Source organism: Aeromonas diversa CDC 2478-85 (assembly GCF_000819805.1).
GTDB lineage: Bacteria > Pseudomonadota > Gammaproteobacteria > Enterobacterales > Aeromonadaceae > Aeromonas > Aeromonas diversa.
Genome location: NZ_CDCE01000020.1, coordinates 174,561 through 195,847, shown reverse-complemented (window position 1 = coordinate 195,847; position 21,287 = coordinate 174,561). Strand labels below are relative to the sequence as shown.

Here is a 21,287-nt window from a genome sequence, read left to right as displayed (position 1 = left end):
ATCAACCCACCAGATCTGTGACTCTGTCCTTCCAGGTCTCGAGTCGAGTCATGACCGCCTCGGCATCGCGCACCAACACGTAGAAGCTGCTCTCGATCCGATCCAGCCACTCCTCCCCCAAGAATAGATGGGATTGTTGCTGCTCAAAGATGAGCCGCTGGCGCCGAATATCCTGCAGCAGGGTGCGCTGCCCGGCCGTGATGGCCGCCAGCCGCTCGCGCCACGGGGCACTGACCACCTCGGGCATCAGGGTGGGTTGCAGCAATGCGACCGGGTTGCGCTGGGAATCGAGCACCTGCAGATGGCGCTCCTCGTCGAGGCAGAGCTCCAGTTGTCGCTCCCACTTGTGGCGCAAGCAGCGCCCCGCCACCGACTCGGCTCCCTCGCGCCAGTAGTCGAGCACCACACGGTCGAACTCCAGCTCGTCGCTCAGTTGATCCGGATGATCCGCCTCCAGGGGCGCGGGCCAGAGCAGGCGCAGCGCCACCTTCTCCTTGGGCCCCCGGTGATCGCCAAAGTGCAGGGCCCAGCCGGTCTCGCGACCAAGCCAGTTGCGGGTGCGCCGGGCGGTGGGTGCCAGGCGCTCGGCGACCTCCCGCTCCCACTGCTGGAGCTGCTCTTGCAGGCTCTGCAGGCGCTGGCTCAGGGCCAGCTGCTCGAAGCAGTGCAGGGTCGCCATCTCGCTCATGATGTCATGGAGCCCCTGACGGGAGCTCTCGTCATGCCACAGGCAATCTTTGAGCAGCAGCAGATCGAGGGGGCCCACCGCATCGCGCCCGTTGAAGAAGGCGCTGGCCTTGGCCAGACGCACCGCCTTCTTCCAGCGGCGATCCGACACGTAGCAGTTGGCCAGCCGGCTCTCGATGGCATGGCGCAGCTGATAGATGAGCTCGAACACGGGGTCGGGCAACCGCACCTGCTCGATGCCCCCCTGCCAGGCCTGGTACTCCTCACCACACACAGGCAGGGCCGCCGGCATCTTCACCTCGGCGCGCCCTTCACTCCCCAGCAGGGCCCGGAAGTTGGGCTTCTCCTGCACCCGATCCAGCCACAGGCGGATCAGCATCCGATCATAGAGGGCCTCGAGGCCACTGTCCGGCGCGGGCAACTCGTTGGAAGCCGTCACCAGCAGGCGCAGCGGGATGGTGTGCAGGGTGTCACCGTTACGAAACTGATGTTCGTTGATGGCGGTGAGCAGGGTGTTGAGGATGGCTGGCCCCGCCTTCCAGATCTCGTCGAGAAAGACCACCTCGGCCTCGGGCAGATAGCCGGCGGTCAACCTGTGGTACTTCCCTTCTTCCTTGAGCGCCTGAATGGATAGGGGGCCGAACACCTCCTCCGGCGTGGAGAAACGGGTCATCAGGTATTCGAAGTGACGGGCGTTGGCAAACGCCTGCTTGAGACGACGGGCGATGAGGCTCTTGGCAATGCCGGGTGGCCCGAGCAGAAAGACGCTCTCTCCCGAAAGGGCCGCCAGCAAACAGAGACGCAGCACATCCTGGCGCTCGTAGAGCCCTTCTCCGAGGGCTGAAATTAGGTGGGCGATCCGCTCGCCCAGATTGCCTTGTGGCTGCATGAGAGGCTCCGTTCCAGAAATGTGCCATTCACATGGCGCAGCAAAAGGGTGCAGCAAAAGAGGTTCGAGTGTACTCTGCTCACGCCTTTCATTGCTAACCCAGATCAAAGCGACCGCTCTCTATGCCCGATCGTGCCCCCGCAGATCTTCGTGCCGCCCTGCTAAGTCGGATGGGGATCCCCACCTGGCAGCTACGCCATCCGCTTCCCGCTTCACCGGCCGGGGAGTCGAGCCCTGTCGACGCGGCCGGGCCGGACGCGCAGGGACTCTGGCTTGTCGCCGCACGGCTGCCCGCCCAGTCCTTGCTGGAAGATCTCTGCGCCGTGCTCGAGATCAGCCCCAGCGAGGTGGCCCTGCTGCCACCGGGCCCGCTGCCGGCCGGGCAGCCGCGCTGGCTCTGGCTGACCCAGCCCGATCCCGCAAGGCCAGGCGCCCTGATCTGCCCCCTCAATCCCACGGCGGCCGAGAAACGCGCCCTGTGGCAACAGATCCGCACACACCATGACTGAGTTTCGCCCCCTGACCGAGGCCGATGCCGACCTCGTCTACCCCATCGAACAGGCCGCCCACCGCTGGCCCTGGAGCGAGGCTAACCTGCTCTCCTGCTTTGGCCCCCGCTACCTCAACGGCCTGATGCTGGTCGAGGGAGAACCCGCCGGCTTCTACATCTCGGATCTGGTGGCCGGCGACAGCTCACTGATGAACATCTGCGTGCATCCCAAGTGGCAGGGAAAGGGGCTGGGACGCGCCCTGCTGCAAGAGTATCTGACCCGCAGCAAGGCCAGAGGGGCAGAGGCCTGGTTCCTCGAGGTGCGCGCCGGCAACATGCCGGCCATCGCCCTCTACGAGAGCGAGGGCTTCGCCGAATATTGCCGGCGCGAGGATTACTACGGTGCCGGCCAGGATCGCGAAGACGCCATCCTGATGTCGCGCCTGTTCCACATGGGCTGACCCTTACTGAACGGGGGTCGCGGCCAACAGCTTGCGGGTGTTGTCGATGGCCATGGTCAGGCTGGCCGGCGAGAGGGGCATGAAGTTCCCCTTCATATAATCCTCTCGCGGCACCCAGATCTGGCCGGCTTGCACCACCACCTTGAGGGGCAGCAAAGGGCCGCGGGGGGAGAGCTGCATAAACATGGCCGGATAGGAGGTGATCTCGGGCAACTGAGTGATCGCCTGCTTGCTGTTGTTATCCACATCCGGGTTGAGAGAGACCTTGATGAAGGGGGCGATGGCCGCCTTCATCTCCGGATTGTCGAACAGGGCCTGATGCAACTGCTTGCAGTGAAAGCAGTGACCCGGGTTGCGTTCGACCAGATAGAGCAGAGGCACGCCGCTTTGCTCAGATTCTGAGCGCGCCAGCAAGAAACCGGCAAATCCCTCCTGCCAGCCCCTGATGCCGGGCTTGGCTGGCGCCTGCTTGGTCGGTGCCGGGCTCGACTGCCCCAGCCACCACCAGAGGCCTGCCGTGCCGGCGCCTGCCAGCAACAGCCCCCCCCCAACCAGGCCAATCAGCACTCCCTTGCTCGCCATACCCGACTCCAGCTTATTGATTCCGTTCCTATTTAATCACTCTTTGGGGCTCATCCCAAGCCCTGATGAGATGCGCAAAATGTGATCACCGAAAACAGCGAACACTTGTAAGCTATTTTTTTAGTGTTTACACTCTAGCCCGCTGATTACGGCGCCTGAGGGCGTACAACTGTTACTGAGGAAATCTGTTTGATGCAGCAGCTTCATTTGGTTCGAGTGATTCGCGAGCGCATTGCCCGGCTGGGCAACAAGGCGGTCCTGCGGACCCGTCAGGATGGTCAGTGGCGTGCCATCGGCTGGCGTACCCTGGGCCAGGCCATGGACTACTGTGCCCAGGCGCTGATCCGTGCCGGCCATCAGGAGAGAGAGATGGTGGGCATCTATGCCCGCAACATGCCGGAGTGGACCCAGGCCGATCTCGGTATCCTCGCCGCCCGCGGTGTGAGCGTCCCCATCTACCCCACCAGCACCCTGGAGCAGGCGCGCTACATAGTGCGCGACGCCGACATCAAGATCCTCTTCGTGGGAGAGCAGCCCCAGTTCGACCAGGCGCTGCAACTGCTCGAGAGCGGTGACATTCGCCAGGTGGTCGCCCTCGATGGCACCATCGATCTGCGCGACTGCCCGCAAGCCTGCCACTTCCAGACCTTCCTCAGCAGCGGTAACCACCACCCGAGCGAGCAGACCCTGCGTGAGCGCGAGAGCCGCTACGCCATGGATGATCTGCTCACCCTCATCTACACCTCGGGCACCACGGGCGAACCCAAGGGAGTGATGCTGGACTTTGCCAACATCGCCGCCTGTTTCCAGATGCACGACGGCCGCCTCGATCTCGGCGAGGAGGATGTCTCCCTGTGCATGCTGCCCCTCAGCCACGTCTTCGAGCGGGCCTGGAGCTACTATGTGCTCTATTGCGGCGCCGAGAACGTCTATATCCGCGACCCCCAGCAGGTGATGTCGGTGCTGGGCGAGGTCAAACCCACCGTCATGTGCTCGGTGCCGCGTCTCTACGAGAAGGCCTATGCCATGATCCAGGCCAAGGTGGCCGAGGCGCCGCCCCTGCGCCGCGCCCTGTTCGCCTGGGCCACCCGGGTCGGCACCCGAGTGGTGGAGCGTCGCCAGCAGGATCAGCGGGTCTCCCCCCTGCTCTACGGCCAGCTCTGGCTCGCCGAGCGTCTGGTGTTTCGCAAGCTGCGCGCCCGCTTCGGTGGCCGTACCCGCTTCCTGCCGGTGGCCGGTGCCCGCCTCGCCGATGACGTCAACCTCTTCTTCCAGGCCATGGGGCTCAATCTCAAGTACGGCTACGGCATGACCGAGACCACGGCCACCGTCTGCTGCTACGAGGAGAGCCACTTCAAACTGGGCTCTATCGGTACACTGCTGCCGGGTATCGAGGTGAAGCTGGGCGAAAACAACGAGCTGCTGGTACGCTCCCCGACCGTGATGCGCGGCTACTACAAGAAGCCGGAGGCGACGGCCGAGGTGATGACCGAGGATGGCTTCCTGCGCACCGGCGACGCCGGTGACATCGACGCCCGGGGCAACATCTACTTCACCGAGCGCCTCAAGGAGCTGATGAAGACCTCTAACGGCAAATATGTGGCCCCCCAGCTGGTCGAGGGTACCCTCGGCAAGGATCGCTTCATCGAGCAAGTCGCCATCGTGGCCGACGCCCGCCACTTCGTCTCGGCGCTCATCGTGCCCTGCTTCGAGTCGCTGGAGGAATACGCCCGCTCCATCAACCTGCAATACCAGTGCAAGACCGAGCTGCTGCGTAACTCCAAGGTGGTGGAGTTCTTTGAAGCCCGTATTGCGGAGCTGCAACAAGAGCTGGCCAAGTTCGAGCAGGTGAAGAGATTCACCCTGCTGCCGCGCGCCTTCTCCATGGAACTGGGAGAGCTGACCCCCACCATGAAGCTGCGCCGCAAGATCATCGAGGCCAAGTTCCGCAGCGAGATCGAGGCGATGTATAGCCGCGCCTGATACCAGGGCGCGAGGATAAAAAAAGCCGCTCAATCGAGCGGCTTTTTTGTTGCCCGGGATCAGGCCATGGCCGTGCCGAAATAGTCGGCCAGGAAGTCATCGAAGCTCAGGCTGTCGCTGCGCTCAATCTCCCGCTGCTTTAGCAGGGAGTCGCGCGCCTCGCCGGCGAAATACTCCTCGTCCCAGTACTCGAGCGGGCTGGCCAGCAGCTCATCGCGGTAGCGAGCGGCCAGCTCGCGACCGAAGCAGGCGTTATCCTTGTTCTGCGTCTTGAGCTCGCGCAGCAGTCGAGCCGACAGGGTCAGCTCGGGATCCTCGAGGCGCGGGCGCAGTGCCTCTAGGGTCGCGGCGTAGCGGTTGCGGCGCCCACAGCTGGCGTCGAGCAGGGCGGCTACCTTGGCCAGCTCGTCAAACAGGGACAGACCCCACTCCTTCAGACTCTGCTCACCGGCGCCGGTCTCCAGCATCAGGCCGGGGCGACGCCCCTCCAGCACCACCTTGGTCTGGTTGCGGCGGTTACGGGCCATCTCTTCGTCGCTCAGCACCGGGGACGGACGCAGCAGGCACCACACCAGGAAGAGATCGAAGAAGCGGATCTGATCGGCCTCGATACCGATGGGGCTGAACGGGTTGACATCCACGGTACGCAGCTCGATGTAATCGATACCGCGCCGCGCCAGGGCGTCGGAGGGCTTCTCACCGCCGCGCGGGGTGTTCTTGGGCCGGATCGGGGCGTACAGCTCGTTTTCCAGCTGCAACACGTTGTCGTTGAGCTGGCGGTACTCGCCGCCCACCTTGACCCCCAGCCTGGAAAACTCGGGGGCATGGGTCTGGATGGCGCGGCGCAACGAGGCCACGTAGGCCGGCAGGCTGTCGTGGCTGATGTTGAGACCGGCCTGGGCGCTGTTGGTATAGCCGAGATCCGACAGGCGAAGCGAGGTGGCGTAGGGGAGATAGAGGGTCCCCTCGCCCAGGGTCTCGAACGGCAGCTTGGTCTCGCGCCCCTTGAGGAAGGAGCCGCAGATGGCCGGGGAGGCGCCAAACAGATAGGGCACCAGCCAGCCGAAGCGATAGACGTTGCGAATAAGCCCCATGTACTTTTCCGAGATGAAGCGCTGGCTGCAACACTCCTTGCAGGCGAGAGCCTGCCACTCGCACCAGAAGCTCTCGGGCATGGAGAAGTTAAAGTGCACCCCGGCGATCACCTGCATCAGGCTGCCGTAGCGCAGCTTGAGACCGCGCCGGTAGAGGTGTTTCATTCGCCCCGTGTTGGAGCTGCCGTACTCCGCCAGGCGAATACTCTCCTCGCCACCGACGAAGCAGGGCATGGAGAGGGGCCAGAGGCGCTCGTCATCCATGTGGCGCACCGCGGTGCGATGGATATCACCGAGCTGCTCGAGCAGGGTATCGATGGAGTCAGTCGCCGGAGTGATGAACTCCAGCAGCGGCTCGGCATAGTCCGTGGTGATGTTGGCATGGGTCAGGGCCGATCCCAGGGCTCGCGGGTGATCCTGCTGCGACAGTTCGCCGGTCGGGGTGATGCGCAGGGTCTCGCGCTCGATGCCACGACGCATCCCCTTGAGAGCGGGCAGGCGTTCCGGTGTTCCCAGGGCGGCCAGCAGCTCGTCGAGGGTGAGGGTCTGTGTTGTCATAATCACGGCTCACTCCGGGCTCCCCCGAGGGGGGAGCCGGTGGTTGTTGTAGCTGCCTCAGGGGGCGGGCAGCGGATAAATGGGAAGATGTAGCTCCTGCAGCGGTTTTTCAAGCGCCTTGCGATCGCCGACCACCACTATCACCATCTGGGCAGGGTCCAACCAGCGTTCGGCCAGCGCCTTGAGGGCCTGCGGCTTGATGGTCTTGATGATCTCCCCCTGGCGGGCCACGAAGTCAGGCCCCAACTGATACATGATCATCTGCAGCAGGAAACCCGCCTTCTGATCCAGGGTCTCGTAGGAGAGGGCATCCTGCTGAGTCACGGCGCTGCGCAGGTACTCCATCTCTTTCGCGCTCGGCCCCTCCTTGCGGTACTTGTCGAGCTCCAGCAGCACCTGACGGATGGCGTCGACGGTGGCGTCGGCCCGCACGTCGGCACCGACGGCAAACACGCCGGCGTCGCGGTTGGCCATGAAGCCGGAGCTGGCGCCGTAGGTGTAGCCTTTCTCCTCGCGCAGCTTGAGGTTGATGCGGCTGTTGAAGTTACCGCCCAGGTTGAAGTTCATCAGACCGGCTTCGAAGTATTCGCCGGTGGCATCGTAGGGCAGCGCCCGGCGACCGATGCGGATCACCGACTGGGGAGCCCCCGGCTTGTCGACCAGATAGATGCCGGGCTTGGCCTGAGGCTCGGTCGGCTTGAGGTTACCCAGCTCGGGAACCTTGCCCTGCCAACGGGTGAGGAAGGAGAGCCCCTGCTCTATGGTCGCCTGGTCCACGTCGCCGGCCACCACGATGCGGGCATTGGCCGGGTTGTAGTAGCGCTGCCAGAAGGCCTTCACGTCGGCCAGGGTCAGCTTCTCGACATCCTTGAGGGTACCGTCGGTCGGCTGGCCGAGACGGGTCTGCTTGCCATAGACCAGCTCACGCCCCACCTGTTCGGCGATCCAGGCCGGCTGCTGCCGACTCTGCTGCATCCCTTGCAGGATCTGGTTCTTGGTGCGCTCGAAGTCCGCCGTACGCAATCCGGGTTGGAACAGGAGCTCCTGCACCAGCGCCAGGGTCTGAGGCAGCTTGTCGGTCAGGCTGCTGATGGTGATGAGGTTATTGTACTGGGCGCTCGAGAAGCTGATGCCGGAGCCAAGCTTTTGCAGCTCGTCGCTGAGCTGGGCCTCGGTCAGGCGCTCGCTCCCCTGCCCCAGCATGGCGGCAGTCAGGTTGGCGATGCCAAGCCGATCCTTGCCCTCGGCACGGATCCCGCCGGGCAGGGCGATGGTGATGGAGACGGCCGGGATCTCGTCACTCCTGGTGCCGATGATCTCGATCCCCTTGTCGAGCTTGCCGTGCCAAGTGGTCGGCACTGTGACGCTGACCGCCGCACCAGCCTTGGGCTGCACGCTGCGATCGAAGTCGTCTTTGACGGTGCGCACCGGCAGCGCCTGCTCGTGCTTGCTGTAGTCAGGCAGCGTACGCTCGGCCGGCGTGAAGTTGGGCTTGGCCGCCTGCCAATCCAGCTTGCCCTTGGGCACCACGCTCAACACCACCGCCGGCTTGCCGGCGATGAACTTGTCATAGGCGGCCTTGACCTGCTCAGGCTGAACCTTGCCGATGGCATCCAGACTCTTGAAGAGGTAGTTGGGGTCTTGCATGAAGACCTGGCCCATGGCGAGCTGGCTCACCTTGCCCTCGACGCTGCTTAGGCCCCAGATGGTCGAGGCCCGGTACTTGTTGATCGCCTTTTCGAGATCATCTTGCTGCACGCCGCGCTGGGCAAACTGGCCGATCACCTTGTCTACCTCGGCCTTGAGGGTCTTGAGGCTGCCGTCCACCGCCGGATTGGGATAGGCATAAACGGTGAGGGTACAGGCGAGCTCTTCGCAGTAGTGAGAGGCCCCCACATCGACCGCCTTGCCGGTGTTGACCAGGGATTGATAGAGCATGGAGCTCGCCGAGCCCCCCAGCACGTCGGCAAACATGTCGAGGGCCGACTCCTGAGGATCGCCGAGCGCCACCGTGGGGTAGCTGATATAGAGCAGCGGCAGGTGCACCTTGTCTTCGAGGGTCACATAGCGGGTCTCTGGCAGGGTCACGGGCTCGGGGGTCGGCTCGGCCACCTCGGGCCCACGCGGGATCGGGCCGAAGTACTGCTCAATCCAGGCCAGGGCCTGCTTGGGCTCGAAGTCGCCGCCCAGGGTCAGGGTTGCGTTGTTGGGGCCATACCAGCGCAGGAAGAACTGCTTCAAGTCATCCACACCGACCCGATCGAGATCCTCCACATAGCCGATGGGCTGCCAGGAGTAGGGGTGGGTGCGCGGATAGAGTGCCTCGCCTACGCGCTCCCCCACCAGGCCGTAAGGCTGGTTGTCGATGCGCTGGGCCCGCTCGTTCTTGACGGTAGAACGCTGAATTTCGAACTTCTTCTGGCTCACCGCATCGAGCAGGAAGCCCATGCGATCGGCCTCGAGCCAGAGCACCTTCTCCAGCTGATTGGCCGGCACCGTCTCGTAGTAGTTGGTGCGATCCCGATTGGTGGTCCCGTTCATGGTGCCACCGGCCTCGTTGATGAGGCGCATATGCTCCTGATCGCCCACGTGCTTGGAGCCCTGGAACATCATGTGCTCGAAGAAGTGGGCAAAACCGGACTTGCCCACCACCTCGCGGGCCGAGCCCACGTGGTAGGTGACGTCGAGATGGACCAGAGGGTCAGACTTGTCCGGCGCCAGGATCACGGTCAGGCCGTTGTCGAGGCGATACATCTGATAGGGAATGGCGAGTTTGCCGGGCTCTTTACCCTGCTCGGCCACCAGAGTCGGGGCCGCCAGCACAGAGGAAGAGAACAGGGCGAGCATAAGAAGAGAGAGTGGGTGCTTCACGAATACCTCGCGTTGAGTCAGATGAACTGGCCGGCCAGCAGGGCGACCGTACCATAACGGGCAAGCTTGCCCAGGCCAATCAGAATGCAGGCGCGCAGGGGCGCCATCCTGAGCCAGCCGGCCAGCAGGCAGAGGCCATCCCCGACGATCGGGGCCCAGGCCAGTAGCAGGGCCCAGTGGCCATGTAGTTGGAGCCACGAAAGGGCCGTTTGTTCCCCACGGCCAGTGAAATCCTCGGGAGCCTTGTGACGCCGGGCCCACCAACCGAGGGCAAAGGTGGTCATGGAGCCCAGAGTATTACCCAGGGTCGCCCACCCGAGCAGGCTGGAGAGGCTCCACTGCTGCTGGGCCACCATGGCGCCCAGCAACACCTCTGAGCCACCGGGCAGCAGGGTGGCCGAGACGAAGGCGCTGACAAACAGCGCCGTCAGGCCATGGGCACCCAGCCAAAGCGCCAGATCAGGCATGGCCATCCATGCGCAGCAGCAACTTGCCGCGGGTGTGACCGCCTTCGATGGCCTGATGGGCCAGGGCCCCTTCGGCCAGAGGGAAGATATGGGCGAGCTGGAGATGGGCCTCACCCATCTCGAGCAGCATCACCATCTGGGCAAGCTGTTTGCTGTCCGGGTGGACCAGCATGCCGCGCACCTCGACGCCACCTTCGCTCCCGGCCGCCTTGATCGCCTCGGCCGTGATGGTGGGGACAGTGACCAACCGGCCACCGGCCTTGACACAGGCGAGCGCCCGCTGGCCGCTCTCGCCCCCCACCAGATCCAGCACCAGATCGACCTCGCCCACCCGGGCGGGCCAGTCGGGGTCGTGATAATCGAAGGCGGCACGCGCCCCCAGCCCCAACACGAAGCCATGGTTATCCGGGCTGGCCAGGGCCACCACCTCGGCGCCCCAGGCGCGCGCCCACTGCAGCGCCAGATGGCCCACACCACCGGCGGCGGCCAGAATCAACACCCGCTGCCCCTTTTGCAGCTCACCGTGCTCGAAGAGCCCTTGCCAGGCGGTGAGCCCGGCCAGAGGCAGACCGGCCCCCTGATCCAGCGGCAGTGTGGTCAGGCGGGCCAACTCATCCACCTGCGCCACCACAGACTCGCCATAGCCGCCACCTGCGAGGGGAAAGCCCACCATGCCGCACACCCTATCCCCCACGGCCAGTGCGCTGACGCCGGGCCCCAGCGCCTCGACCACGCCGGCCACGTCATAGCCAGGCGTCCAAGGGAGTTTCTCCTTGTTCTGGGCCGCCGCCCAGCCGAGTCCGGCCCGGGTCTTGGCATCGATGGGATTGACGCCGGCATAGTGCACCCGTACCCGCACCTGCCCCTCGCCGGGGACGGTTTCGGGCACGCAGGCCAGCTTGAGCACGGAAGGATCGCCGAAGGCGGTGATTTGCAGCTGATTCATTGTTACAGTCCATTAGGTATGCAACGAAGAGGCCACAGCATAACAGTGAGGACGTGATGGCTCGAATGTTTCTTATTCCCCTACTGCTGGCGCTCGGCTGGTATCTCTTCCTGCTCTGGTTTCGCATCCCCTTCAAACAGGGGCTCAAGGGGTTTTACTGGATCATTGGCATAGGCAGCGCCATGGCCACCTTCTTCAGCCTGATGATCTGGCTCACCCATTAGGAATTGGAACATGCTAACCGGCCTCAACCACCTGACCCTGGCTACCGGCGATCTCGAGCGCAGTCTCGCCTTCTATCGCGATCTGCTTGGCTTTCACGCCCATGTACGCTGGAGCGGCGGAGCCTACCTAAGTCTGGGAGCGCTGTGGCTCTGCCTCTCGCGCGACACGCCTGCCCCGGCCCAGGATTACACCCATGTAGCCCTCGCCATCGACCCCGAACACTTCGCCACCTTTTGCGACCGATTGCGCGCCGCCGGTGTCGTGGAGTGGAAACAGAATCGCAGCGAGGGCGACTCTCTTTACCTGCTCGATCCGGATGGCCACCGCCTGGAGATCCACGCCGGCGATCTGGCCAGCCGACTCGCCGCCCTGAGGCTATCCCCCTACCAGGGATTGGAGTGGCTGTGAGCCCCAAAAAAGGAACGGGGCCACAGGCCCCGCTATCGCTTCCGTTTCAGACCGCCTGCGCCAAATGCTGGCGATAACGACCGCGCCACTTGTCTCTTTCTTCTTTATTGCCCTGCTCGGCCCAGAACGCTTCAATATCCCGCGCCAAGTCTGCCGCCATGGCATGATCCCCGTCACGCCGGCTCAACAGATATTCTCCCAGCCAGGATTGATACTGTTCCATATATTCCTCCCTGTCAGTGTGCTTGATGCTCCCGCCATGCCTCATCAGGTCAAGATTTAGCCTGACCACTCTACACCCTATCGGGCTATATGGCCACCCACAATCTAGGTCTACCATATTCAAGCTAATTGATAATTAAGGGAAATAATGACAACGAGGCGGAAAAATATTAAGACCTGAATCGGGATTGAATTAGCTTTCTGGCAAGAAAATACCGAATAAGCGTCGATGCCAATGACGCTCTTCTCTTTTTATTTGGAGGAAATAACAGGTCTCTCACGAGACCAAACAGTTAATGCGAAGGAAGGGGTGTTATCAGGAAACAGCATAAAACAAGGGAGGCCTGAGCCTCCCTTTTTATTTCGTGCCACGAACTGCATGATAAGCGCTCTTCAGTCGGTTAGACCGGCTGATGTCTCACTACGGCGCTTATCGACAAGCTCGTCAGGCGAAATGAGTTATCAGGCGCTCAGATCGGCGATATCCAGTTTCTTGACGGTTTCGCCTTCAAACTTGATGACAACGGCTTTCTTGGCCAGATCGGTGTCTTTGAATGCGTCCTTGGCGATCTGCTCGATGGTCGGCTGGGCAGTCTTGATGGCATTCATGTCGTAGGTCCAGACATCCAGACCGGCTTCATTGGCCTTCTTGGTCGGCTTGCCAAACTTGGCTTCGATGGCCTGCTTGTTGGATTCCCCTTCCTTGATACCCAGGGCAGTCTTCAGAGCCATGTTGGAGGCACCGTCGATCGCGCTGTTTTTGGCGCTCTCGGCGGCATCAGTCACGCTGGTGGTAACGGTGTCGGTGACAGACTTGGTCACGGAGTCCAGCAAACCGGCATTGGCCATCAGGGGCAGGCCCAGCAGGGCAAACAGAACTGCTTTTTTCATTTTTTTAACTATCCCGTATGTTGAAAAGCGCGGACAAGATATCGGCCTCATACGGGAATTTCAAGAAAAAACTAAAACTATCTCATTGTTTTATTTATATATAAATCAAGACAGCCGGTATTTGACGCGGCGCACGGCCGCATTTTGGGAGGATAAAAAAATCCCCGGCCAGGCCGGGGATTGATGCTATTGGGTGCCACCCACTGTGAGCTGGTCGAGCTTGAGGGTGGGCTGGCCGACGCCGACCGGTACGCTCTGCCCCTCCTTGCCGCAGACACCCACACCGCGATCGAGTTTGAGGTCGTTGCCAACCATGGAGACCTGGCTCATCGCCTCGGGGCCGTTGCCGATCAGGGTCGCTCCCTTGATGGGGGCGGTGATCTTGCCGTCCTCGATGAGGTAGGCCTCGGAGGCGGAGAAGACAAATTTGCCCGAGGTGATGTCGACCTGACCGCCGCCGAAGTTGGGGGCATAGATGCCGCGCTTGACCGAGGCGATGATCTCCTGCGGATCCGACTCGCCGGCCAGCATATAGGTGTTGGTCATGCGCGGCATCGGCAGGCTGGCATACGACTCGCGCCGACCGTTGCCGGTCAGGGGCACCCCCATCAGGCGGGCATTCTGCTTGTCCTGCAAGTAGCCCTTGAGGATGCCGTTCTCGATCAGCACGTTGTAACCACCCGGCGTCCCCTCGTCATCGATAGTGACAGAGCCGCGCCGCCCGCTCAGGGTGCCGTCGTCGACTATGGTGCACAGGCTAGAGGCCACCCGCTCGCCGATGCGGCCCGCATAGGCCGAGGAGCCCTTGCGGTTGAAGTCCCCCTCCAGACCGTGGCCGACTGCCTCGTGCAGCAGCACACCAGGCCAGCCGGCGCCGAGCACCACCGGCATGGTGCCGGCCGGGGCGTCGATGGCCTCCAGGTTGACCAGGGCTTGGCGCACCGCCTCGCGCACATAGCCGAAGGCGCGACTCTCGTCCCCCTCGAGCTCGAGGAACCAGTCATAGCCGAAGCGACCGCCGCCGCCGCCACTGCCGCGCTCACGGCGACCGCCGCGCTCGGCGATGACGGTGACCGACAGACGCACCAGGGGGCGAATGTCGGCGGCCAGGGTGCCGTCGCTGCCGGCCACCAGCACCTCTTCGTAGACCCCGCTGATGGAGGCCATCACCTGGCTGATGGCGGGATCCAGACTGCGGGCGAAGCGATCCATCTGCTCGAGCAGGGCTATCTTCTGCTGCTTGGAAAGGCTCTCGAGCGGGTCCATCGCCGGGTAGAGGAGTCCGGCCTGGCTGCGTTGCCAGGCCTGTACCCGACCGTGACCACCGCTCTCGGCGATGCCACGGGCGGCCACCACAGATTGCTCCAGGGCGGTGAGGCTCAGCTCGTCCGAGTAGGCGAACCCGGTCTTCTCCCCGCTGACGGCGCGCACCCCGACCCCCTGATCGATGTTGTAACTGCCGTCCTTGACGATGCCGTCTTCCAGCATCCAGGACTCGTGCCAGCTGCGTTGGAAATAGAGATCGCCAAAATCGATCCTGTGGCTCATCAGGCTGCCGAGCAGCCCCTCGAGCCGGTTCGGGTCGAGGTCGTGGGGGGTCAGCAGCGAGGCGCTGACCTGCTCAAGTAGACTCAATCTGTTCTCCATCGCCGTGTTCGGCGTTCATGTTCATCAGGCGGGCATGGCGCAGCACCGGCATGCGCTCACCCAGCAAGGTGGCCTGCTCCGGGTCGAAGCGGGCGCTCACCACGCCGGGCCCCTCTCCCTTACAGGCGACCACTGTGCCCCAAGGGTCGACGATCATGCTGTGGCCGAAGGTCTCACGGCCGGTTTCATGATCGCCCCCCTGATTGGCCGCCACCACCCAACATTGGTTCTCGATGGCGCGAGCCCTAAGCAGGGTCTCCCAGTGAGCGGCCCCGGTAAAGCGGGTGAAGGCGGCCGGCACCAGCAGGATACGAGCCCCGGCAGCCACCAGGGTGCGATATAGCTCGGGAAAGCGCAGATCATAACAGATGGAGAGCCCCAGCGTCCCGAGTGGCGAGGGCACGGTGACCGGCGTCTCGCCCGGGCTGAAGCTCTCCGACTCCCGGTAGCGCCCCTGGCTGTCGGCCACGTCCACATCGAACAGGTGCAACTTGTGATAGACGCCCCGGCAGGCCCCTTGCGGGTCAAACACCAACGAGCTGGTGTGGATGCGCGCCTCCCCCTCGATGCGGGTCGGCATGGCGCCGGCCACCAGCCAGATGTTGTGCTCGCGGGCCCACTCGGACAGCTGGGCCTGGATCGGCCCCTCCCCGAGCGATTCGGCGCCATCAAGGTAACCTTGCCGCTCCCCAAACAGGGCGAAATTCTCCGGCAGCAGGGCCAGCAGTGGGCGCTCGGCCGGCAGCTCGGCCAGCAGTTCGGTAATTTGGGCACGGTTGTCGGGCCAATGGCGACCCGATACCAGCTGTAATGCACATAGCCACATGGCTCATGCCTCCGGAGGTGATGAGAGATGGGGATCCTTGTCCATTTCGGCCAATAACTTGCGAAGATGGTGCCTGACCAGAGCCCGCTGGCCACGCTCTGCCCATTTGAGACAATCAAACAGCTCCCACACCAGTCCACCCCCTTGCGCCATATAAGCGGGAAAATCCCAATGGCTGGGGGTCGGTCCGCTGACCTCCAGTGCGGGTACACAAGCGGCCTTATCGAAGAGCGTGAGATAGGGTCTTGCCAGAGGGAAAGTGACGCCCCTGTCGAGGATATGGATTTCGATGCTGGTCATGTCGCAGAAGATATAGCGCCAGTAGGAGGCGTCCTCATCGTGCTCCCCTTGCCAGCAGTGAAAGATCTCTCGATCCCCCACGATGGCACGCACCAGCGGCTCGGCCTGCCGATGAAATCCGGGGGTGGCCAGGAGCAAGACATCGACATCCGAGACCCGGTCTGCTGTCCCCTTGGCCAATGACCCGACCACGACCGCCGCCTCTATGTCGGGATGTGCCTCTCCCTGATGGGCCAAGGTCTGAAGCAAAGCGTGTTGCCGTGGTGGCATGGTTTGCCAGCGCATGTCGTCCATGACAGATTTTCCTTATCCATTGTGTACTCCCCCCTCCCGAGAAGGCAGGCACAGGGGTTTCCCTGCACGCCGATCTGCTTGTCCATCTCACTCAGGGGCGAATGGGGGGCGTTGCCGCCGCTTCGGCCTCTTTGCGCTGATCGGCATTGAGCTTGATGCGCGCCTTGTTGCGGCCCGCCTCGCTCAGATGTGGATTATCGAGCGGCCCTTCCACCCTGAAGTCGATGCGGGTCACCACATCCACCACGGGCTCAAGCAGTTTGGAGAGGGCGAAGACATAGAGTCCGGTCACCGGCGTCACCGAGAAGGCCGCCACCACCGGCAGGGTGCCCCCCAGATTGGGTGAGAAACTCAGTTGGTAGTCGAGATCCCACTTCACCAGATCGGCCACCCCCTCGCCACGCAGGTTGCCGGCGGCGCCCTTCATGTAGAGATCCCGGTTCTCGATCACCCCCTGTCGGGCCTTGAGTGTGGCAGTGATGGACTCGAAATAGAAACCCTTGTCGAAGACGTCGCGAAAATCGAGTTTCAGCTTGCGCACCAGGGAGTCGAAGCTGAGGAAGGAGAGCAGGCGCGCCCCGCGATCGTTGACCTCGCGGATCGTGCCACCATCCAGATGCACCCTGGCGTCCCCCGCCAGGGTCGCCAGCTGCGGGCGCCAGGGAACATCCTGCCAGCCCGTGCTGAACCCGATGTCGGCCGGGGTATCGCCAAGGGGAGAGACATAGCCAAAGCGATGCAGCAGCAGCTCGCTGTTGGCGCTCTTGAGCCTTCCCTCGAGGCGAGTCTGCATCCGCTCCCCGTCGCGATACCAGCCCCCCTTGCCGCTCAGGGTCGACCCCGCCAGCTCCATCTTGAAGCGATCCAGAGTGACCCGGTCGGGGGCGGGTTTAAGCTCCCCACTCACCTGACCGAGGGGCAGCTCACCGAAGCGGCAATCGGCACAGGTGAAGGTCATCCAGGGGATCTGCCCGAGCAGAGCCTGTTCCTGCACCGGATCGGGCTTGCCACGGAAGTCATCACTCGAGCCCGACCAGTGCAGGCGGCCAAACTGGGCCTCGACCGGCTGGCTCCGGCGCGTGGGCACCCGCACCACCCCGAGCACCTGGGGACTGTCGATCATCACCTCGGTGGCCCCGGCCACCGCCCCCACGGTAAATTGCACCGCCTTGAGGGTGGCCGACCCTATCTTGGCCTGATTGACACGCCCGTCCACCCACCAGGGTGAGGGCCAGAAGGCCGGTCCTTCCAGCGTCGGCCCCCCCTCACCCCGAGCCGGCAACCAGCCCGAGAGACGAGACAGCCAGGCCCCGACATCGACCCGCTCCTGATTGATGGTCAGCACCATGGGGGCATCGCGGATCACCCGGGTACCCGGTTGACCCAGATTGGCCCGCAGCCGGGTCAGGCGCGCCGGGCTCTGGCCATAGTCGAGGCGGGCCGCTAGGTTGTGTTCGCTCCCCAGCACCCCATGAATGTCGGCCTTGCCATTCTGTCCTCGCGCCGTGATACGCATGGGCAGGCGAGCCGCCGCCTCCTTGGTCAGCGGGGCCGGCAGATCCAGCGCCATCCCGCGCAGATCCGAGGCGAGATCGACGCTAAATTGCAGCGGCTGCGACTCATTGAGATCGACCCCCACCTGACCGCCCCAACGGCTCTGGCCCTTGAGCACCTCCATGCCCGGCGCCCTCAGGGTCGAGCGCCGCTGATCCCACTCCCCCTTGATCCCCACGTCGACCCGGTATCCGGCCGGACGCACGGCACCGCTGTAGTCGAGGGTGACAGGGTTACCGTAGAGGCGGGCCGTCAGTCCCTTGAAACCCGTCTTGTCGTTGTCGAAATCGAGGGTACCCTTGACCGCCTCCAGGGGGAGATCGAGCGCCGCCAGACGCACCTTGCCGCCCTCAAAGTCCGCCTGCCCCGCCACCTTCACCTCGGCGCCGTTGAGGGGGATATCGAGTCGCAGATCCCCTCGCAGGGGACCACTCACCTGCACCTGCTCGAGGGCCTGGCCCACCGAATTCTTGAGGGGGGAGTCGATGAGATAGCGGCTCACCTCCCGCCCATCCCCCGCCACCTTGGCGGCGATATAGAGGTGGGCGTCGGGGGCGAGATCCGGGATCAGGGCATGAATGCGCTCGGCCCTGGCCTTGCCGAGGCGGGCACTCTCGCTCTGCATGTCGAGAGAGGCGTTCTGGAACAGCAGATCGAGGCGCAGGTCGGTGAGCGGTTGCCAACCGGGGTCGAACTGGAAGGTGGCCTTCTCGAGGGGAACGGCGGCCTGGAAGATCCCCTCACCGCCGGCATAGGGGAAGTCTTGCAGGGCACCGTACCAGAGCAGGCTGGCTCCCTTGGCCTGCCCTCCCTGCAGGGAGGCACTCAGGTAGTCGACCAACCCCTTGTCCATGGCGTGCAGGGGGTAGTAGCGATCCGCATGAGCGGCATTTTTTACATCCACAGCGCCGGTCAGGGCCAGGAAGGGGCGCGCCTCCAGATCGAGACGAAAACGGGTGGCCAGGCTGAGATCCGGGTTGGAGAGCGTGATGTCCTGGCCATAGAGCACCCAGTTGCCCTGCTCTCGCCACCAGTCGAGCCGACCACTGAAGCGATCGACGGCGATGGGGCGCTTGAAATGGCCCCCGGTATCGATCCTGTCCTTACCCAGACTCAGGGTTAGGGCCCCCTGCTCGGGCGTCAGCCAGAAACGCCCATCCAGCGCGCTAAAGCCCGGCACCCACTGCCATTGCTGCAGCCCCAGCCCTTGCAGGGTGCCGCTGAGGCTCGGATGTTGCCAATCGGCATCGGCCAGCAGGGTCAGATCGTGGAGCTCGCCGCTGGGCTTCATGGTTGCCAGCGCGCCGGTTGCCTCGGGATAGAGGCCAGAGACAATTTGGCCGAGCAGGGCCAGCTTGCCGAATTCTATCTTGGGAATAATGCCGGTGATGCGATCGCCGCGCCGCTCCAGCTGCAACTGGCTGCGCAGCCAGGGCCGCTCGTCGAGTTTGAGCTGTACGTCGTAGCTGGCCAGCTGCCACTCGTGGTCATCCCGCCGCAGCTGGATCTGACCACCGCTCAGCCCAAGCCGGTGCATCTGACCTTTCTCTTGCCAGATCAGATAGTTGTTGCCAAATTTAAGCAGGCTCTCGCCCCACTCGCGCCCCTTGAACTCGCTCCACAACTGCAGATCGAGCTGCCCTTCGAGGCGCGGCTCTCCGGCGTGGACCCGTGCCAACAGGGGGGTGATATTGAGGCGATGAGCCCCTAGATAGAGGCGCCCCGAGAGATCGTCGAGACGATGGGAACGCCCCTTGAGATCGATGATGAGATCCAGCGTGCTCTCGCCGAGCCCATCCACCAGATAGGCCTTGCCGACCCCTTGATGGCGATTGCCCCGGTTCTGCCAACCCAGCTCGGCGACGCTGAGGGTGGTGAGCTCTCCCAACGGTGTCTTGAGACGCACTCGGCTGTCGAACAGGGAGAAACGACGAAAGCTGCCCAGCACCACCTCGAGCAGCGCATCGAGCTGCCGCACCTCTTCCTGGGGATCCTGGCGAGGGCGGGTCAGATCGATGGCGAGATCGAGCCGGTGCAGCCGCAGCTCGCGAAAATGGGGGGAGGCGCTGCGCAGAGAGCGCCAGAGATCCAGCTTGATCGAGGCCTGCGCCAGGGTGAATTCGATGCGGCCATCGGGGGAAGCGAGGCTAAGCCCCTGCAACGAGAGGGCGGGCCCTCGCCCGACCCAGGTTAACCCCAGGCTCTCGACCCGGGCCCCGGGCCCGAGCAACCCGGTGACGAGCGACTCCTTGTGCTGGTTGAGCAGGGGACCACCCAGACGGACGGCGCTGATCCCGATGGCCAGCAGCACGAACAGGATCCCCAAGGCCAGCCAGGCCCGACTCAACCAGCGGTGGAGCATTTACATCATCACCACGTCAAACTGCTCCTGGCTATAGAGCGGCTCGCTCACCACCCGCACCTGCTTGCCGATGAAGACCTCCAGCTCGGCCAGGCTGTGGGACTCCTCACCGCGCAGGAACTCGGCCACGGCCGGGGCGGCGTAAACGGTGAACTGATCCGCATCGTAGGCGCGGTTAACCCGGATGATCTCGCGCAGGATCTCGTAGCAGACCGATTCGACCGTCTTGACCCGACCGCGCCCATGGCACTCGGGGCACTCGGAGCAGAGCACGTGCTCCAGGCTCTCGCGGGTGCGCTTGCGGGTCATCTCCACCAGGCCGAGCTGGGAGAAGCCGTTGACGTTGGTCTTGGCCCTGTCCTTGGCGAGCGCCAGCTCCAGGCTGTGCAGCACCCGGCGGCGATGGTCTTCCGACTGCATATCGATGAAGTCGATGATGATGATGCCGCCGAGGTTACGCAGACGCAGCTGACGGGCGATGGCCGCCGTCGCCTCGACGTTGGTGTTGAAGATGGTCTCTTCCAGGTTGCGATGGCCGACGAAGGCACCGGTGTTGATGTCCACCGTGGTCATCGCCTCGGTCTGGTCGATGATGAGGTAGCCGCCGGATTTCAGCTCCACCTTGCGCTCCAGGGCGCGCTGGATCTCGTTCTCCACGTCGTAGAGATCGAAGATGGGGGACTCGCCGGCATAGTACTCCAGCTTGTCCGCCAGCTCGGGGACATACTCCTCGCAGAAGCGCTTGAGGGACTCGAAGCTCTGGCGCGAATCGACGCGGATCTTGTCGAGCTCGGCGCCGACGAAGTCACGCACCACCCGGAACGCCAGGCTGGGGTCTTCGTAGATGACCCGGCACGGCGGATACTTCTGCTTGCGCTCGAGGATCTTGCGCCACAGGCGCTTCAAGAAGGCGGCGTCCTGCTCCAGCTCCTGCTCCCCCACCCCTTCGGCGGCGGTGCGGATGATGAAGCCGCCCAGTTCGTCCACATAGGAACTCACCACCCGCTTGAGGCGCTCGCGCTCCGCCTCGGACTCGATACGCTGGGAGACCCCCACGTGGGCGCTGCCGGGCATGAAGACAAGATAACGGGAAGGGAGGGTGATGTCGGTGGTGAGGCGGGCGCCCTTGGTGCCGAGGGGATCCTTGACCACCTGCACCATGATGTCCTGCCCCTGACGCACCAGCTCGGCGATGTTACCGGCCTGGAACTGCTCCTTCTCCTTGATGGCCACGCACTCGGTGTGGGGCACGATGTCGGAGGCGTGCAGGAAGGCGGCCTTGTCCATGCCGATGTCGACAAAGGCGGCCTGCATGCCGGGCAACACCCGACTGATCTTGCCCTTGTAGATGTTTCCGACGATGCCGCGCCGGGCCTGGCGCTCCACATGCACTTCCTGCAACTGGCCATTCTCGACCAGGGCGACCCGGGTCTCGGAGGGGGTTACGTTAATCAACAGCTCTACGGACATATGACTGCTTCCTGATTTTTATAAGATTCTGATGAAACAGCGCGTCCGAAGCTGGAAAAA

The 21,287-nt window shown here is 63.6% G+C and carries 18 protein-coding genes; 5 read left to right on the top strand and 13 right to left on the bottom strand.

The window, feature by feature from the left end:
* Window position 1 precedes the first annotated feature (1 nt).
* Window positions 2-1,576 (bottom strand): ATPase RavA domain-containing protein, encoded by a 1,575-nt coding sequence (locus BN1121_RS05800; protein ID WP_005352842.1) that lies wholly within the window; start codon window positions 1,574-1,576, stop codon window positions 2-4.
* Window positions 1,577-1,698: 122 nt separating this feature from the next.
* On the opposite strand from BN1121_RS05800, the gene BN1121_RS05795 reads away from it, so the two are divergent.
* Together BN1121_RS05795 and rimI are read left to right on the top strand one after the other, a co-directional pair.
* Window positions 1,699-2,085 carry a DNA polymerase III subunit psi gene (locus BN1121_RS05795; RefSeq protein ID WP_005352845.1) on the top strand — a complete coding sequence of 129 codons (387 nt, stop codon included), beginning with the start codon at window positions 1,699-1,701 and terminating at the stop codon, window positions 2,083-2,085.
* Complete coding sequence (rimI, locus tag BN1121_RS05790) at window positions 2,078-2,527, top strand: ribosomal protein S18-alanine N-acetyltransferase (protein ID WP_005352849.1); 450 nt, start codon at window positions 2,078-2,080, stop codon at window positions 2,525-2,527. The genes BN1121_RS05795 and rimI overlap by 8 nt, the downstream gene beginning before the upstream one ends.
* A gap of 3 nt (window positions 2,528-2,530) precedes the next feature.
* On the opposite strand, the gene BN1121_RS05785 is transcribed toward rimI, so the two are convergent.
* Window positions 2,531-3,109, bottom strand: a complete 579-nt coding sequence (locus BN1121_RS05785) for a hypothetical protein (protein WP_005352850.1) — start codon at window positions 3,107-3,109, stop codon at window positions 2,531-2,533.
* Window positions 3,110-3,301: 192 nt separating this feature from the next.
* Between BN1121_RS05785 and BN1121_RS05780 the strand changes: the two genes are divergently transcribed.
* Complete coding sequence (locus tag BN1121_RS05780) at window positions 3,302-5,092, top strand: AMP-dependent synthetase/ligase (protein ID WP_005352851.1); 1,791 nt, start codon at window positions 3,302-3,304, stop codon at window positions 5,090-5,092.
* Between the two features lie 59 nt (window positions 5,093-5,151).
* On the opposite strand, the gene gshA is transcribed toward BN1121_RS05780, so the two are convergent.
* From gshA to BN1121_RS05760, 4 genes are read right to left on the bottom strand one after another with little or no spacing between them, the layout of a single operon-like run.
* Window positions 5,152-6,744 (bottom strand): glutamate--cysteine ligase, encoded by a 1,593-nt coding sequence (gshA, locus tag BN1121_RS05775; protein WP_005352853.1) that lies wholly within the window; start codon window positions 6,742-6,744, stop codon window positions 5,152-5,154.
* Between the two features lie 57 nt (window positions 6,745-6,801).
* A complete protein-coding gene (locus tag BN1121_RS05770) occupies window positions 6,802-9,591 on the bottom strand; it encodes a M16 family metallopeptidase (protein ID WP_005352855.1) in 2,790 nt (929 codons plus the stop codon).
* A 41-nt stretch (window positions 9,592-9,632) separates the two neighbouring features.
* A complete protein-coding gene (locus BN1121_RS05765) occupies window positions 9,633-10,082 on the bottom strand; it encodes a YqaA family protein (protein ID WP_005352857.1) in 450 nt (149 codons plus the stop codon).
* Window positions 10,075-11,028: an NADP-dependent oxidoreductase gene (locus tag BN1121_RS05760; RefSeq protein ID WP_005352859.1), complete on the bottom strand. Its 954-nt coding sequence runs from the start codon at window positions 11,026-11,028 to the stop codon at window positions 10,075-10,077. The genes BN1121_RS05765 and BN1121_RS05760 overlap by 8 nt, the downstream gene beginning before the upstream one ends.
* Before the next feature lie 56 nt (window positions 11,029-11,084).
* Here BN1121_RS05760 and BN1121_RS19700 point away from each other — a divergent pair, with 56 nt between their 5' ends.
* Together BN1121_RS19700 and fos are read left to right on the top strand one after the other, a co-directional pair.
* Window positions 11,085-11,252 carry a hypothetical protein gene (locus tag BN1121_RS19700; protein WP_162531375.1) on the top strand — a complete coding sequence of 56 codons (168 nt, stop codon included), beginning with the start codon at window positions 11,085-11,087 and terminating at the stop codon, window positions 11,250-11,252.
* Window positions 11,253-11,262: 10 nt separating this feature from the next.
* Window positions 11,263-11,661: a fosfomycin resistance glutathione transferase gene (gene fos, locus BN1121_RS05755; RefSeq protein WP_005352863.1), complete on the top strand. Its 399-nt coding sequence runs from the start codon at window positions 11,263-11,265 to the stop codon at window positions 11,659-11,661.
* A gap of 46 nt (window positions 11,662-11,707) precedes the next feature.
* On the opposite strand, the gene BN1121_RS19910 is transcribed toward fos, so the two are convergent.
* From BN1121_RS19910 to rng, 7 genes are all read right to left on the bottom strand, one after another.
* Entirely contained in the window at window positions 11,708-11,884 is a 177-nt protein-coding gene (locus BN1121_RS19910) for a hypothetical protein (RefSeq protein ID WP_005352867.1), read from the bottom strand.
* 461 nt (window positions 11,885-12,345) lie between these two features.
* The gene (locus tag BN1121_RS05750) at window positions 12,346-12,774 is read right to left on the bottom strand and encodes a hypothetical protein (RefSeq protein ID WP_005352870.1); all 429 of its coding nucleotides are present in this window, start codon (window positions 12,772-12,774) and stop codon (window positions 12,346-12,348) included.
* A 186-nt stretch (window positions 12,775-12,960) separates the two neighbouring features.
* The gene (tldD, locus tag BN1121_RS05745) at window positions 12,961-14,409 is read right to left on the bottom strand and encodes a metalloprotease TldD (protein WP_005352873.1); all 1,449 of its coding nucleotides are present in this window, start codon (window positions 14,407-14,409) and stop codon (window positions 12,961-12,963) included.
* On the bottom strand, window positions 14,396-15,247 hold the full coding sequence (locus BN1121_RS05740) for a carbon-nitrogen hydrolase family protein (RefSeq protein ID WP_005352876.1): 852 nt from the start codon (window positions 15,245-15,247) through the stop codon (window positions 14,396-14,398). The genes tldD and BN1121_RS05740 overlap by 14 nt, the downstream gene beginning before the upstream one ends.
* 3 nt (window positions 15,248-15,250) lie before the next feature.
* On the bottom strand, window positions 15,251-15,841 hold the full coding sequence (locus BN1121_RS05735) for a nucleotidyltransferase domain-containing protein (protein ID WP_005352880.1): 591 nt from the start codon (window positions 15,839-15,841) through the stop codon (window positions 15,251-15,253).
* A 91-nt stretch (window positions 15,842-15,932) separates the two neighbouring features.
* A complete protein-coding gene (locus tag BN1121_RS05730) occupies window positions 15,933-19,757 on the bottom strand; it encodes a YhdP family protein (protein WP_005352882.1) in 3,825 nt (1,274 codons plus the stop codon).
* Entirely contained in the window at window positions 19,758-21,227 is a 1,470-nt protein-coding gene (rng, locus tag BN1121_RS05725; protein WP_005352885.1) for a ribonuclease G, read from the bottom strand.
* Between the last annotated feature and the right edge of the window lie 60 nt (window positions 21,228-21,287).